The 14,864-nt window shown below is 58.9% G+C and carries 12 protein-coding genes; 11 read left to right on the top strand and 1 reads right to left on the bottom strand.

The features are described 5' to 3' along the window. Positions 1–87: 87 nt before the first annotated feature. The 8 genes from prlC (at position 88) to GIR22_RS01205 (ending at position 10,225) form a co-directional block, all read left to right on the top strand. On the top strand, positions 88–2,139 hold the full coding sequence (prlC, locus tag GIR22_RS01170; protein WP_178122023.1) for an oligopeptidase A: 2,052 nt from the start codon (positions 88–90) through the stop codon (positions 2,137–2,139). Further along, complete coding sequence (locus tag GIR22_RS01175; protein WP_154741504.1) at positions 2,136–2,408, top strand: YheV family putative zinc ribbon protein; 273 nt, start codon at positions 2,136–2,138, stop codon at positions 2,406–2,408. Before prlC ends, GIR22_RS01175 begins: the two co-directional genes overlap by 4 nt. 237 nt (positions 2,409–2,645) lie before the next feature. Next, positions 2,646–3,398 carry a gluconate 2-dehydrogenase subunit 3 family protein gene (locus tag GIR22_RS01180; protein ID WP_154741505.1) on the top strand — a complete coding sequence of 251 codons (753 nt, stop codon included), beginning with the start codon at positions 2,646–2,648 and terminating at the stop codon, positions 3,396–3,398. Positions 3,399–3,401: 3 nt separating this feature from the next. Next, positions 3,402–5,186 carry a GMC family oxidoreductase gene (locus GIR22_RS01185; RefSeq protein ID WP_154741506.1) on the top strand — a complete coding sequence of 595 codons (1,785 nt, stop codon included), beginning with the start codon at positions 3,402–3,404 and terminating at the stop codon, positions 5,184–5,186. A gap of 12 nt (positions 5,187–5,198) precedes the next feature. Then, positions 5,199–6,497 carry a cytochrome c gene (locus GIR22_RS01190; protein WP_154741507.1) on the top strand — a complete coding sequence of 433 codons (1,299 nt, stop codon included), beginning with the start codon at positions 5,199–5,201 and terminating at the stop codon, positions 6,495–6,497. Between the two features lie 81 nt (positions 6,498–6,578). Next, positions 6,579–7,637, top strand: coding sequence for a PA0069 family radical SAM protein (locus tag GIR22_RS01195; RefSeq protein ID WP_154741508.1), 1,059 nt, complete (start codon positions 6,579–6,581; stop codon positions 7,635–7,637). A gap of 227 nt (positions 7,638–7,864) precedes the next feature. After that, entirely contained in the window at positions 7,865–8,596 is a 732-nt protein-coding gene (locus tag GIR22_RS01200; protein WP_154741509.1) for a carbonic anhydrase, read from the top strand. An 87-nt stretch (positions 8,597–8,683) separates the two neighbouring features. Continuing rightward, positions 8,684–10,225: a SulP family inorganic anion transporter gene (locus GIR22_RS01205; protein ID WP_154741510.1), complete on the top strand. Its 1,542-nt coding sequence runs from the start codon at positions 8,684–8,686 to the stop codon at positions 10,223–10,225. Positions 10,226–10,345: 120 nt separating this feature from the next. Here the strand turns inward: GIR22_RS01205 and GIR22_RS01210 are convergent, their stop codons facing one another. Beyond that, positions 10,346–10,999, bottom strand: a complete 654-nt coding sequence (locus tag GIR22_RS01210) for a hypothetical protein (protein WP_154741511.1) — start codon at positions 10,997–10,999, stop codon at positions 10,346–10,348. 369 nt (positions 11,000–11,368) lie between these two features. Between GIR22_RS01210 and coxB the strand changes: the two genes are divergently transcribed. From coxB to GIR22_RS01225, 3 genes are all read left to right on the top strand, one after another. Beyond that, positions 11,369–12,496: a cytochrome c oxidase subunit II gene (gene coxB / locus GIR22_RS01215; protein WP_154741512.1), complete on the top strand. Its 1,128-nt coding sequence runs from the start codon at positions 11,369–11,371 to the stop codon at positions 12,494–12,496. Positions 12,497–12,566: 70 nt separating this feature from the next. Continuing rightward, on the top strand, positions 12,567–14,156 hold the full coding sequence (gene ctaD, locus GIR22_RS01220; RefSeq protein ID WP_154741513.1) for a cytochrome c oxidase subunit I: 1,590 nt from the start codon (positions 12,567–12,569) through the stop codon (positions 14,154–14,156). Positions 14,157–14,282: 126 nt separating this feature from the next. Continuing rightward, a complete protein-coding gene (locus tag GIR22_RS01225) occupies positions 14,283–14,834 on the top strand; it encodes a cytochrome c oxidase assembly protein (protein ID WP_154741514.1) in 552 nt (183 codons plus the stop codon). The last annotated feature ends 30 nt before the right edge of the window (positions 14,835–14,864 follow it).

The raw sequence follows: 14,864 nt of genomic DNA on the forward strand, positions 1-14,864 counted from the left end.
TTTTGCTGATAGCTGCGGTGGGCATTGATTGTAATTAAGATGGCCCCATCTTTGTTCTAACCTGTTTCTTCAGCCAAGGTACCAACCGTGAGCGCGAACAACCCTCTTTTGCAGTCCTACGACCTGCCGCCGTTCTCGGCGATCCGTGCCGAGCACGTCCAGCCGGCCATTGAACAGATCCTGGCCGACAACCGCGTCGCCATCGAAGGCATCCTGCAAAGCCAGGGGAAAAATCCGACTTGGGCCGGCCTGGTCCTGGCCATGGACGAACTCAATGACCGCCTGGGCGCCGCCTGGAGCCCGGTCAGCCACCTCAACGCCGTGTGCAACAGCGCCGAACTGCGGGAAGCCTATGAGGCGTGCCTGCCGGCGTTGAGTGCCTACTCCACCGAGATGGGCCAGAACCGCGAACTGTTCCAGGCTTTCGAAGCCCTGGCCAACAGCCCGGAAGCCGCCGGTTTCGATGTGGCGCAAAAAACTATCCTGGAACACTCGCTGCGGGATTTCCGCCTGTCGGGTATCGACCTGCCCGAGGCTGAGCAAAAGCGCTACGCCGAAGTGCAGAGCAAGCTGTCAGAGCTGGGCAGCCGTTTCTCCAACCAATTGCTGGATGCCACCCAGGCCTGGACCAAGCATGTCACTGAGGTGGCCACCCTCGCCGGCCTGACCGATTCGGCCAAGGCCCAGATGGCCGCCGCCGCCCAGGCCAAAGGCCTTGATGGCTGGTTGATTACCCTGGAGTTTCCCAGCTACTACGCGGTGATGACCTACGCCCACGACCGTGCCCTGCGCGAGGAAATCTACGCTGCCTACTGCACTCGTGCGTCGGATCAAGGCCCGAATGCCGGTCAGAACGATAACGGCCCGGTGATGGAGCAGATCCTCGACCTGCGTCAGGAGCTTGCTCGTCTCTTGGGCTTTGCGTCCTTCTCCGAACTGAGCCTGGCCACGAAGATGGCTGAGTCCAGCGACCAGGTGCTGAGCTTCCTGCGCGACCTGGCCAAGCGTAGCAAACCGTTTGCCACCCAGGACCTGCAACAGCTCAAGGCCTACGCCGCCGAACAAGGTTGCCCGGACCTGCAAAGCTGGGACAGCGGTTTCTACGGTGAAAAACTGCGCGAACAGCGCTACAGCGTTGCCCAGGAAACCTTGCGGGCCTATTTCCCTATCGACAAGGTGCTGGGCGGCCTGTTCGCCATCGTCCAGCGTTTGTACGGCATCGAAATTGCCGAGCACAAAGGCTTCGACACTTGGCACCCGGATGTTCGTCTGTTTGAAATCAAGGAAAATGGCCAGCACGTCGGCCGCTTCTTCTTCGACCTGTATGCCCGCGCCAACAAGCGTGGCGGTGCCTGGATGGACGGCGCTCGCGATCGTCGTCGCACCGCTGATGGCGTCTTGCAGAGCCCCGTCGCCAACCTGGTGTGCAACTTCACCCCGGCCGACAGCGGCAAGCCTGCCCTGCTGACCCATGATGAAGTCACTACGTTGTTCCACGAATTCGGTCACGGCCTGCATCACCTGTTGACCCGTGTCGAACACGCGGGTGTGTCCGGCATCAACGGCGTGGCCTGGGATGCGGTGGAGTTACCGAGCCAGTTCATGGAGAACTGGTGCTGGGAGCCGGAAGGCCTGGCACTGATTTCCGGGCACTATGAAACCGGCGAGCCGCTGCCTCAGGACTTGCTGGAGAAAATGCTCGCGGCGAAGAACTTCCAGTCTGGCCTGATGATGGTCCGTCAGTTGGAGTTCTCGCTGTTCGACTTCGAACTACATGCCACCCACGGCGATGGCCGCAGCGTGGCGCAGGTACTGGAAGGCGTGCGTGACGACGTTTCAGTGATGCGTCCGCCGGCGTACAACCGTTTCCCCAACAGCTTCGCTCATATCTTTGCCGGCGGTTATGCCGCGGGTTACTACAGCTACAAATGGGCTGAAGTGTTATCGGCGGATGCATTCTCCAAGTTTGAAGAGGACGGTGTGCTCAACGCACAAACCGGTCGCGCCTTCCGTGAGGCGATCCTGGCCCGCGGTGGCTCCCAGGCGCCGATGGTGCTATTCGTCGATTTTCGCGGACGTGCGCCATCGATTGACGCACTCTTGCGTCACAGCGGCCTGAGTGAGGACGCGGCAGCATGAGCGAGGAGCCTGTGAAGACCAAAAAACGCTTTATCGCCGGCGCGGTCTGCCCGGCGTGCAGCGAGCCGGACAAGTTGATGATGTGGAGCGAGAACGAGGTGCCGCACCGCGAATGCGTGGCCTGCGGTTATACCGACACGCTTAATGAGCAAGGCCTGTCAGTGCCCAAGGAATTGGGCACCCGGGTTAATACCTCGGCGTTGAAAGCGCCGGACCCGCAGGTGCAGGCTGTGCAGTTTTTCCCTAACCCGAAGCTGAAAAAAGACTAGACGGCTACACGCTGTTCAACTGTAGGAGTGACAAGTTCACTCCTACATTTTTTTGCCCGCATTTCTTCCATTCCCCCTGCTGAATCGATTCTCTAGTACTTAGCCTGCTATCACTTGTAACTATTGATTGCCACTGCGTTCTACCCCCTGGATCTTTTGGATCCGGTTTTTTGCCAAAACGACAAGCCGCTCCTTGAAGCGACTGATCACTCCGTGACCCCATGATGAGGTGCCCCCATGTCTGATCAAGATCAAGACAACCCCCGGCGTGACTTTTTACGCAAATCCTTGACCTTGATTCCTGTGGTCACTGTCGCCAGCACGGGCCTGGGTGGGTCAGTGCTGTTGGCCGCCTCCGAGCCTGTTCAGGCCCGCCCTGCGAAGGCACCGGTTGTCAGCAAGGCCTATGAGCCGAGCTATTTCACCGCCCAAGAATGGGCGTTTATCAACGCTGCCGTCGCCCACCTGATTCCGGCTGATGCCCAAGGCCCTGGCGCGCTGGAAGCCGGCGCGCCGGAATACATCGACCGTCAGATGAACACCCCCTATGCCAGCGGTGCCTTGTGGTTTATGCAAGGTCCGTTCAATGCCGACGCCGCGCCTGAGATGGGCTGGCAGAGCAAATTGGTGCCCAAGGAGATCTATCGCCTGGGTATTGCCGCGACGGATGCGTGGTCGAAGGCGTTCAACGGCAAGTCTTTTGCCGACCAAGACAGCGCTACCCAGAACGATATGCTTAAGCGTCTGGAGGCTGGCGGAGGCGAAACCGCCGCGCACTTCAACACAGTACCGCCAAAGATGTTCTTCAATTTGTTGCTGCAAAACACCAAGGAAGGGTTCTTCTGTGACCCGATCCATGGCGGTAACCAAGGCATGGTCGGTTGGACCATGATCGGCTTCCCCGGCGCCCGTGCCGACTTCATGGATTGGGTTGAACGCAACGAGCCATACCCCTTCCCGGCTGTTTCTATCCGTGGCGAGAGGGCGTAAAGCATGGCAACCATCATGAAAAAAGTGGATGCGGTCATTGTTGGCTTCGGCTGGACAGGCGCGATCATGGCCAAGGAATTGACCGAGGCGGGTTTGCACGTCGTGGCGCTTGAGCGCGGGCCGATGCAGGACACTTACCCGGACGGCAACTATCCCCAAGTCATCGACGAACTGACCTACAGCGTTCGCAAAAAGCTCTTCCAGGACATTTCCAAGGAAACCGTGACTATTCGCCATAGCGTGAATGACGTGGCCTTGCCCAACCGTCAGTTGGGCGCCTTCCTGCCAGGCAATGGCGTCGGCGGCGCCGGTTTGCACTGGTCGGGCGTGCACTTTCGTGTAGACCCTATCGAGTTGCGCATGCGCAGCCATTACGAAGAGCGCTACGGGAAAAACTTCATTCCCAAGGACATGACCATCCAGGACTTCGGCGTCAGCTACGAGGAGCTGGAACCGTTTTTTGACTACGCCGAAAAGGTTTTCGGCACCTCCGGCCAGGCCTGGACGGTGAAGGGGCAGTTGGTGGGCGAAGGCCGCGGCGGGAACCCGTATGCGCCTGATCGCTCGAACCCTTTCCCACTGGAGTCGCAGAAAAACACCGTCTCGGCACAGCTGTTTCAGCACGCCGCGAATGCCGTCGGCTACAAGCCTTACAACCTGCCGTCCGCCAATACCTCGGGGCCTTACACCAACCCTTACGGTGCGCAGATGGGGCCGTGCAACTTCTGCGGATTCTGCAGTGGTTATGTGTGCTACATGTATTCCAAAGCCTCGCCGAACGTGAACATCTTGCCGGCTTTGAAGCAGGTGCCGAACTTCGAGCTGCGGCCTAATTCTCACGTACTGAAGGTCAATCTCGACAGCACCAAGAGCAAGGCCACCGGCGTGACCTATATCGACGCACAGGGGCGTGAAATCGAGCAGCCGGCGGACCTGGTGATTCTCGGCGCTTTTCAGTTCCATAACGTGCGACTGATGTTGCTGTCGGGCATCGGCAAGCCTTACGACCCAATCAGCGGCGAAGGCGTGGTGGGCAAAAACTTTGCTTACCAGAACATGGCCACCATCAAGGCCTTCTTCGACAAGGACGTGCACACCAACAACTTTATCGGTGCCGGTGGCAACGGTGTGGCGGTGGATGACTTCAACGCCGACAACTTCGATCACGGGCCTCACGGTTTTGTCGGCGGCTCGCCGATGTGGGTCAACCAGGCGGGAAGCCGGCCGATTGCCGGCACCTCAAACCCTCCGGGCACGCCGGCCTGGGGTAGCGCCTGGAAGCGTGCCACTGCCGATTACTACACCCACCAGGTGTCGATGGACGCCCACGGTGCTCATCAATCCTACCGGGGCAACTACCTCGATCTGGATCCGGTTTACCGGGATGCCCACGGCCTGCCGCTGCTGCGCATGACCTTCGATTGGCAGGAAAACGACATCAAGATGAACCGCTTCATGGTCGAGAAAATGAGCAAGATCGCCGAAGCGATGAATCCGAAGGCAATTGCCCTGCTGGGTAAAAAAGTGGGTGAGCATTTTAATACTGCGGCTTACCAGACCACTCACCTCAACGGCGGCGCGATTATGGGTACTGACCCGAAAACCAGTGCCTTGAACCGCTACTTGCAGTGCTGGGATGTACATAACGTATTCGTCCCTGGTGCATCTGCGTTCCCCCAAGGCTTGGGCTACAACCCTACCGGCCTGGTGGCGGCGTTGACCTACTGGTCGGCCCGGGCCATTCGCGAGCAGTACCTGAAAAACCCCGGCCCGCTGGTTCAGGCATAAGGAGTGATAACCATGAAAGCACTCGTTATCGCCTCCTTGGCTTTGTTCAGTAGCTGCTCGGTGAGCGCGGCTGAAACCGACCTGATCAAACAGGGTGAATATCTCGCCCGTGCCGGCGACTGCGTGGCCTGCCACACTGCCAAGGGCGGCAAACCCTTTGCCGGCGGCCTGCCGATGGAAACTCCCATTGGCGTGATCTACTCCACTAACATCACCCCGGACAAAACCGGCCTGGGAGACTACAGCTTCGAAGACTTCGACAAGGCCGTGCGCCATGGTGTCGTCAAAAACGGTAGTACCCTTTACCCGGCGATGCCCTACCCGTCCTATGCGCGGGTCAGCGAAAGCGACATGCAGGCGTTGTATGCGTACTTCATGAAAGGTGTCGAACCGGTGGCTCAAGAGAACAGGGATAGTGATATTCCCTGGCCGCTGAGCATGCGCTGGCCCCTGACCGCCTGGCGCTGGATGTTTGCGCCTGGCGTCTCGGATTATCAGCCCCAGGCCGGCGCCGATCCGGTGATCAGCCGTGGCGCCTACCTGGTGGAAGGCCTTGGCCATTGCGGCGCGTGCCATACACCACGGGCCCTGACCATGCAGGAAAAAGCCTTGAGTGCCTCTGAAGGCCGTGCGTTTCTCTCGGGTAGCGCACCGTTGGAAGGCTGGATCGCCAAAAGCCTGCGGGGTGACCATAAAGATGGCCTGGGCAGTTGGAGCGAAGAGCAGTTGGTACAATTTCTCAAGACCGGTCGCAGTGACCGCAGTGCGGTGTTTGGTGGCATGAGTGACGTTGTGGTCCATAGCATGCAGTACATGTCGCCAGGCGACCTGAGTGCTATTGCTCGCTACCTCAAGAGCCTGCCGGCGGTCGACCCCAAGGACCAACCTCACCTGTACGACAGGCAAGTGGCGGACGCGTTGTGGAAGGGCGATGACAGCAAGCCCGGGGCGTCGGTTTATATCGACAACTGCGCGGCGTGTCACCGCACCGATGGCCAGGGTTACACCCGGGTATTCCCGGCGCTGGCAGGCAACCCGGTGGTGCAGACGGCGGACGCCACCTCGCTGATTAACATTGTGTTGAGCGGCGGTACATTGCCGGCGACTCACACGGCGCCTTCGACCTTCACCATGCCGGCCTTTGCCTGGCGGTTGTCGGATCAGGAAGTGGCGGATGTGGTCAGTTTTATTCGCGGCAGTTGGGGGAACAAGGGGACGCCGGTAAAAGCCGGTGAAGTGGCGGACCTGCGCAAAAGCGATAGGCAGACCACGTCCAATGACGATCTTGGTCAAATAACACGCAAGCACTGATTCGTCCCTTGCCGCCCAACGGCACTGGTCAGAAACATTACGCCTCTATACTGTATATAAAAACAGTATAGAGGCGTTTTCATGTCCACTCCGTTGCCACCCCGCGGGCGCGGCACCGCCACCAACCTGCACAATCGTTTTGCGCCCACTGTCAGTGTGTCCGAGGACGATGGCTGGTATCAGGAAGTGCCGCAGACGCAGGGCACCGAGGTTCGCATCGAGACGGCGAAAACCATCATTACCCGTAACAACTCGCCAGACCTGCCGTTTGATCGGTCGATCAATCCGTATCGCGGTTGCGAGCATGGTTGTATCTACTGTTATGCCCGGCCCAGTCATGCTTACTGGGACCTGTCGCCCGGGCTGGATTTCGAAACCAAGCTGATCGCCAAGACCAACGCCGCCGACGTGCTGGAGCAGCAACTGTCGAAACCGGGCTATACCTGCGCACCGATCAACCTGGGGTCCAACACCGACCCGTACCAGCCCATCGAGCGCGAGCACAGGATCACCCGGCAAATTCTTGAGGTGCTGCTGCGTTATCGCCATCCGGTGACGATCATCACCAAGGGCTCGCTGATCCTGCGGGACCTCGACCTGCTGACCGAGTTGGCGCGCCAGCGGTTGGTAGCCGTGATGATCAGCCTGACCAGCCTGGACGACGAACTCAAACGCATTCTCGAACCACGCACGGCAGCGCCCAAAGCCAGATTGCGGGCCATCAGGGTGATGCGCGAGGCGGGGGTTCCAGTGGGCGTGCTGTGTTCACCGATGATCCCGATGATCAATGACAGTGAACTGGAAAGCCTGCTGGCTGAAGCGCATGCCGCCGGAGCGCAAAGTGCCGCCTATATGATGCTGCGCCTGCCCCTGGAAGTGGCACCGCTGTTCGAGGAGTGGCTGGCGGCCCATTATCCGCAACGGGCGGCCCATGTGATGAGCCTGGTGCGGCAAGTACGCGGTGGCGAAGTTTATGACAGTCGCTTCGGCGTTCGTATGCGTGGCGAGGGACCGTTTGCCGATCTGCTGGCGCAACGTTTTGCCAAGGCCATCAAACGGTTGGGGTTGAATCGCCGAGAAGGGTTTAATCTGGATTGCACGGCGTTTTGCCCTCCCGGTAGGCAAATGGCATTGCTGTAAACTGCCAGGTAAAAGTGAACTACCATTAAAGAATGGTCGCGTTTTGATATCACTGAAAGCCGCGACCTAGAGCGGTTCATTCAGTTTGAATTAAGTTTAGGCGGATACCTTGTTCATCAAGTGACTAATGAGTCGGCGGAGTGGTTTTGGAGGTTTCCAACTTTTTCACTGGCAAGACGCCGAATCACACTGGAAAACACCCCCTACTCCAACCAAGAGAATGAATCATGAGTGATAAGGATAAACAGCCGTTGGCTGCGTCGGCTTCAGCCCCCCACGGAGCGGAGTCCGCCGATGCAGCGCTGCAGCACATCGTTGAAGGATTTCTGCATTTCCACCACGAGATTTTTCCCCAGAAGGAAGAGCTCTTCAAGAAACTCGCCACGGCCCAGAGCCCGCGAGCGATGTTCATTACGTGTGCCGACTCGCGCATTGTTCCAGAGCTGATCACCCATAGCTCCCCAGGCGACTTGTTCGTGACCCGCAACGTCGGCAACGTGGTTCCACCCTATGGGCAGATGAACGGCGGTGTTTCCACGGCCATCGAGTACGCAGTACTTGCTCTGGGTGTGCAGCACATCATTGTTTGCGGCCACTCTGATTGTGGCGCCATGCGTGCGGTGCTCAACCCCCAGAGCCTGGAAAAGATGCCTACGGTCAAAGCCTGGTTGCGTCATGCCGAGGTCGCCAAGACCATGGTCCAGGACAACTGTAATTGCGCCAGTGAAAGCGAAAGCATGCATGTGCTGACCGAAGAAAACGTCATCGCCCAGTTGCAGCACCTGCGCACGCATCCGTCGGTGGCCTCGCGCATGGCCAACGGTCATTTGTTCATCCATGGCTGGGTGTACAACATCGAAACCAGCGAAATCAGAGCCTACGATGCGGATCAAGCGGCGTTCCTTCCGTTGAACGGTACCCAACCGATCCCTTCGGCGACGCCTAAAGCGCGCTTTTAAAACATTCCCCCTGTCGGGTAACGCGATTGGCTGCCATTTGTGCAGCCAGGCCTTGCCATGTCCGGCGAATGCCTCGGGAGAGTCATCATGCGTGCTGCTCAATTAAAAGCTGTATTGCCACGGGAGTTATTGGCGTCCGTGGTTGTGTTTCTGGTCGCCCTGCCCTTGTGCATGGGGATTGCCATTGCCTCTGGCATGCCACCGGCCAAAGGCCTGATCACCGGGATCATTGGTGGCCTGGTGGTGGGATGGTTGGCCGGTTCGCCGCTGCAGGTCAGTGGCCCGGCGGCCGGGTTGGCGGTGCTGGTGTTCGAGCTGGTACGCCAGCATGGCATGCTCATGCTCGGCCCTATCCTGCTGCTGGCGGGCTTCCTGCAACTGGTGGCAGGGCGCCTGCGCCTGGGTTGCTGGTTCCGTGTGACAGCCCCTGCGGTGGTGTACGGGATGTTGGCCGGGATCGGGGTGCTGATCGTCCTGTCACAAGTCCATGTGATGCTCGACGGTGCGCCGAAACCGTCAGGCCTGGATAACCTTGCCGGCTTCCCGGCAGCGTTGGTTCAGGCCATTCCCACGCTGGGTGGCGGGTTGGGTTGGCAGGCCGGTTTATTAGGGCTATCGACGATTCTGGTGATGTGGCTGTGGGACAAGTTTCGTCCGCAAAAGCTGCGTTTCGTGCCGGGCGCTCTCCTTGGCGTGGGTATGGCGACGGTGGCGAGTCTGGTACTGGCCCTGCAGGTCAAGCGCGTGGAGGTGCCGGAGAACCTGGCCGACGCTATCGATTGGTTGCGCCCCAGCGATCTGTTGAACCTGGCGGATCCCAACCTGTTGATCGCGGCCTTCGCCGTGGCCTTTATCGCCAGTGCTGAAACCCTGCTTTCGGCAGCAGCCGTTGATCGAATGCACAATGGCCAGCGCTCCGATTTTGATAAAGAACTGTCGGCGCAAGGCGTAGGCAACATGCTCTGCGGCTTGATGGGCGCGTTGCCCATGACTGGCGTGATCGTGCGCAGTTCAGCCAACGTCCAGGCGGGTGCCACCACGCGTTTGTCTGCGATATTCCATGGCGTGTGGTTGCTCGCCTTTGTGTTGCTGCTGTCCAGTGTGCTGCAAAGCATTCCTGTGGCGAGCCTGGCGGGTGTGCTGGTGTACACCGGGATCAAGCTGGTGGATATCAAGGCCTTTCGTGGCCTGGGCCGCTATGGTCGGATGCCGATGTTCACCTATGCAGCCACTGCCCTGGCGATCATCTTTACTGACTTGCTGACTGGTGTTCTGGTGGGTTTTGGATTGACCCTGGTCAAGCTGGCGTGGAAGGCTTCACGGCTGAAAGTCAGTCTGATCGATCTGCCTCAGGATGGTGAAATGGAGCTGCGGCTGATCGGGGCGGCGACCTTTCTCAAGGTGCCGGCGTTGACCCGGGTACTGTCGACGGTACCGGCGGGGTCTACCGTGCATGTGCCGCTCAATAACCTGAGTTATATCGATCACTCCTGCCTTGAGTTACTGGAGGAATGGGGGCGTGCTAACGCGGCCAACGGTTCGAAGCTGGTGATTGAGGCTCGAGGGTTGAAGCGCAGATTGGAAGGCAGGGTGCGGACGACTACCAGAATAGGATCGGCAGCAGTCTGAACATGTTGAGCCCTGTGGGAGTCGGGCTTGCCCATGATGGTGGCGCGTCAGTCATATAAGATATCGACTGTCACACCCTCATCATGGGCAAGTCCGGTTCCACATTTGATTTGTGTCAGCCTACAACGATGCCGGCTGATCCAATTCCAGCCCCACGCCCAGTTGCCGCGACAGGCATGGCCAGCGCTTCCAGGCCGCTTCGGTGTCTGGGCTCTTGAGCGTGTCGCGGTAGGTTTCGACAGACTCCAGGGCGAAGCTGTCTTCATCGAGCATTTCATCCACTGCGTGGTGCACTGCCTCATCCAGTTGATTGGCGAACGTTTCACCAATCAACTGGTGGGCAATCAAGTTTGCCACGGTGGTATCCAGCGGAATCAGTGGCTGGCCGAAATGCTTGATGTACAGGTCGTTGACCTCTTCCACCAGGCGGTGAGCCAGGTAAGCCTCATCCAGCAAACCATCCAGGCCTTCATGGCCGGCAAGGATCGCTGGCGGTTGCAGGAAGAAATGCTCGGCGATTTTCAGTACCGGTTTGATCTGGCTCTCGATTCCAGCCTCTCGAGCCACGTCGTTGGCGGCGTCTAGCAGGTCCGGGACGAGGTCAATGTAGGCCGTGACAAAACGGGTCATGACAACATTGCGATCACCCTCTGCCAAGGAAATGGCCGAGTGCAGGTGCGGCAATTTGGCTTCCAGTTGCCGGGCAAGCTGGCCGGTGCTGGCTTCGTGTTGACGGGCACGGGAAATCTGCTCGCGCAATGCGGCGGTGTTCATGAAAGCTCCGAGAATACAGGCGTAGGAAAAGGGAGAGCATAAGGTAGCTCGTTACTACGAGCGGCTAAGACGCATTTGACATAATTATTTCATGGTTATGCACAAGCGTTATATCGAAATGCCATCGTTCGTCGGATAAACCCCATTACTTGCCGGTTTGAGGGCCCCGTTCGTCCATTTTTACTCATTTGGCCCCTCACATTGCGGGGTGGCGGTCGCTGTCTATACTCGGGGTTGTACGCAATTAGCTGATGACGCCAGACTGCATGAGCAGGCAAGGCTTGGCGGTGTGTTTGCAGTATTGGAAGCCGCTCCCTTGGCCGCAGGTGCAAACCGGCGGGATAACAAGAACGATAAGGGGAACCCGCAATGACGCGACATCCACACGTTTGGATGGGCCTACTCTTGTGGTCAGTATTCAGCCAGGCGCAGGCCGCCTGGACGACGAATATGGCACCAGGGGCGACTGAAGTAAGTCACGCCGTGTTTGACCTGCACATGACCATTTTCTGGATCTGTGTGGTGATCGGAGTCATCGTGTTTGGCGCGATGTTCTGGTCGATGATCATTCATCGACGCTCAACCGGCCAGGTGGCGGCCAAGTTCCACGAGAGCACGACGGTTGAGATTCTCTGGACAGTGGTGCCCTTGCTGATCCTGGTGGCTATGGCCATTCCAGCTACCAAGACCCTGATCAACATCTACGACAGCAGTGAGTCGGATATCGATATCCAGGTCACCGGCTATCAGTGGAAGTGGCATTACAAGTATCTGGGCCAGGACGTCGAGTTCTTCAGCAACCTGGCCACCCCCGCCGAGCAAATCCATAATCAGGCTGTCAAAGGCGAGCATTACCTTCTGGAAGTCGATCAGCCTCTGGTGTTGCCGGTGGGCGCCAAAGTGCGTTTCCTGGTGACTGCCGCCGACGTGATCCACTCCTGGTGGGTGCCGGCGTTTGCGGTCAAGCGCGATGCCATCCCCGGCTTCGTCAACGAGGCCTGGACCCGTGTCGAGAAGCCTGGCATCTACCGTGGCCAATGCGCCGAGTTGTGCGGCAAGGACCACGGCTTCATGCCGATCGTGGTGGAGGTCAAGTCCAAGGCCGACTACGACACCTGGCTGGGCGAGCGCAAGGAAGAGGCCGCCAAGCTCAAGGAACTGACCTCCAAGGAATGGACCCTTGAAGAGCTGGTGGCCCGTGGCGACAAGGTCTACCACACCACCTGTGTGGCCTGTCACCAGGCCGAAGGCCAGGGCCTGCCACCGATGTTCCCGGCGCTCAAGGGTTCGAAAATCGCCACAGGGGCCAAGGAAGAACACTTGGGTATCGTCTATCACGGCAAGCCAGGAACCGCGATGGCTGCGTTCGGCAAGCAACTCTCGGAAGTTGATATCGCCGCTGTCGTGACCTACGAGCGCAACGCCTGGGGCAACAATAAAGGCGACATGGTCACCCCCAAAGACGTGCTGGCACTCAAACAGGCGGAAAGCAAATGACCTCATTCATTGCGTATTCCCTGAACCGGTCTGATGACCGACCCGCCCACTCGTTTGCAGGAGAAAGGCCATGAGCGCTGTGATCGATGACCACGCTCACGCCGGTGACCACGCTCACGGCCCCGCCAAGGGCCTGATGCGCTGGGTGCTGACCACCAACCATAAAGACATCGGGACCATGTACCTGTGGTTCAGCTTCGCCATGTTCCTGCTCGGCGGCTCGTTTGCCATGGTGATCCGTGCCGAACTGTTCCAGCCGGGCTTGCAGATCGTCGAGCCGGCGTTCTTCAACCAGATGACCACCATGCATGGCCTGATCATGGTCTTCGGTGCGGTGATGCCGGCGTTCGTGGGCCTGGCCAACTGGATGGTGCCCTTAATGATCGGCGCGCCCGACATGGCCCTGCCACGGATGAACAATTTCAGTTTCTGGCTACTGCCGGCGGCGTTTCTGCTGTTGGTATCGACCCTGTTCATGCCCGGTGGCGGGCCTAACTTTGGCTGGACCTTCTACGCCCCGCTGTCCACTACGTACGCGCCGGAAAGCGTGACCTTTTTTATCTTCGCCATTCACCTGATGGGCATCAGCTCGATCATGGGCGCGATCAATGTGGTCGCCACCATCCTCAACCTGCGCGCGCCAGGCATGACCTTGATGAAGATGCCGCTTTTCGTCTGGACCTGGCTGATCACGGCCTTCCTGCTGATCGCGGTGATGCCGGTGCTGGCCGGTTGCGTGACCATGATGCTGATGGACATCCACTTCGGCACCAGCTTCTTCAGTGCCGCCGGGGGCGGTGACCCGGTGTTGTTCCAGCACGTGTTCTGGTTCTTCGGCCACCCAGAGGTTTACATCATGATCCTGCCGGCCTTCGGGGCCGTCAGCTCGATCATTCCCGCGTTCTCGCGCAAGCCGCTGTTCGGCTACACCTCAATGGTGTACGCCACGGCGAGCATTGCGTTCCTGTCGTTCATCGTGTGGGCGCACCACATGTTCGTGGTAGGCATTCCGCTGGTGGGCGAACTGTTCTTCATGTACGCCACCCTGTTGATCGCGGTGCCCACCGGGGTCAAGGTGTTCAACTGGGTCAGTACTATGTGGCAAGGCTCGCTGACCTTTGAGACGCCGATGCTGTTTGCCGTGGCCTTTGTGATCCTGTTCACCATTGGCGGCTTCTCGGGGCTGATGTTGGCCATTGCTCCGGCAGACTTCCAGTACCACGACACTTACTTTGTGGTGGCGCACTTCCATTACGTACTGGTGCCGGGAGCGATCTTCGGGATTTTCGCTTCGGCCTACTACTGGCTGCCGAAATGGACCGGCCATATGTACGACGAAACCCTTGGCAAGCTGCATTTCTGGCTGTCGTTCATCGGGATGAACATGGCGTTTTTCCCGATGCACTTCGTCGGCCTGGCCGGTATGCCGCGACGGGTGCCGGACTACAACCTGCAGTTCGCCGATTTCAACATGGTTTCCTCCATCGGTGCCTTCGCCTTTGGTGCGACGCAGATCTTCTTCCTGTTTATCGTCATCAAGTGCATCCGTGGCGGCAAGCCAGCGCCGGCCAAGCCATGGGATGGGGCTGAAGGGTTGGAGTGGAGCATTCCTTCGCCGGCGCCGTACCACACCTTCTCCACGCCACCGGAGGTCAAATGAGCATTGCCGCCGGCGGCTGGCGCTCTCCTGTAGGAGCGAGCTTGCTCGCGAAGGGCGGCAGCCTGGATGAGCGCGGTGCTCTCGGGTTTTTCGCGAGCAGGCTCGCTCCTACAGAGGAAAGCGGTCATGTCTGACTCCGTGCCTCTGCGGCGCCTAGTCACCCGGTTGTTGATCCTGGTGCTGGCGATGTTCGCGTTCGGCTTCGCCCTGGTGCCGATCTACGACGTGATGTGTAAGGCGTTCGGTATCAACGGCAAGACCGCCGGGCAGTACGAGGGGTCACAGGTTGTCGATCCGTCGAGGCAGGTGCGGGTGCAGTTTCTCTCCACCAATGCGATCGATATGGTCTGGGAATTTCACTCCACGGCTGATGAGATCGTGGTCAATCCCGGTGCCGTCAACGAGATGTTGTTCGTGGCCTACAACCCCACTGACAAACCGATGACGGCCCAGGCGATCCCGAGCATTTCGCCAGCCGAGGCGGCGATGTACTTCCACAAGACCGAGTGTTTTTGTTTCACCCAGCAAGTGCTGCAGCCAGGCGAGCGTATCGAGATGCCGGTGCGCTTCATTGTCGACCGCGACATGCCCAAGGATGTAAAGCATTTGACCCTGGCGTACACGCTGTTCGATATCACCGCGCGCCAACCGCCCGTGGCTGTCCATACCGGCGGCTAGGCGTGCCTGCGGGCTCGATTAGGAGAACGA

It is taken from the genome of Pseudomonas karstica (genome assembly GCF_009707515.1).
GTDB lineage: Bacteria > Pseudomonadota > Gammaproteobacteria > Pseudomonadales > Pseudomonadaceae > Aquipseudomonas > Aquipseudomonas karstica.

Bases quoted from the DNA above. Each gene is read 5' to 3' on its own strand.
- ctaD (WP_154741513.1), top strand. From the start codon at position 12,567: ATGAGCGCTGTGATCGATGACCACGCTCACGCCGGTGACCACGCTCAC.
- GIR22_RS01225 (WP_154741514.1), top strand. From the start codon at position 14,283: ATGTCTGACTCCGTGCCTCTGCGGCGCCTAGTCACCCGGTTGTTGATC.
- GIR22_RS01185 (WP_154741506.1), top strand. From the start codon at position 3,402: ATGGCAACCATCATGAAAAAAGTGGATGCGGTCATTGTTGGCTTCGGC.
- GIR22_RS01190 (WP_154741507.1), top strand. From the start codon at position 5,199: ATGAAAGCACTCGTTATCGCCTCCTTGGCTTTGTTCAGTAGCTGCTCG.
- GIR22_RS01195 (WP_154741508.1), top strand. From the start codon at position 6,579: ATGTCCACTCCGTTGCCACCCCGCGGGCGCGGCACCGCCACCAACCTG.
- GIR22_RS01175 (WP_154741504.1), top strand. From the start codon at position 2,136: ATGAGCGAGGAGCCTGTGAAGACCAAAAAACGCTTTATCGCCGGCGCG.
- GIR22_RS01200 (WP_154741509.1), top strand. From the start codon at position 7,865: ATGAGTGATAAGGATAAACAGCCGTTGGCTGCGTCGGCTTCAGCCCCC.
- coxB (WP_154741512.1), top strand. From the start codon at position 11,369: ATGACGCGACATCCACACGTTTGGATGGGCCTACTCTTGTGGTCAGTA.
- GIR22_RS01210 (WP_154741511.1), bottom strand. From the start codon at position 10,999: ATGAACACCGCCGCATTGCGCGAGCAGATTTCCCGTGCCCGTCAACAC.
- GIR22_RS01205 (WP_154741510.1), top strand. From the start codon at position 8,684: ATGCGTGCTGCTCAATTAAAAGCTGTATTGCCACGGGAGTTATTGGCG.
- GIR22_RS01180 (WP_154741505.1), top strand. From the start codon at position 2,646: ATGTCTGATCAAGATCAAGACAACCCCCGGCGTGACTTTTTACGCAAA.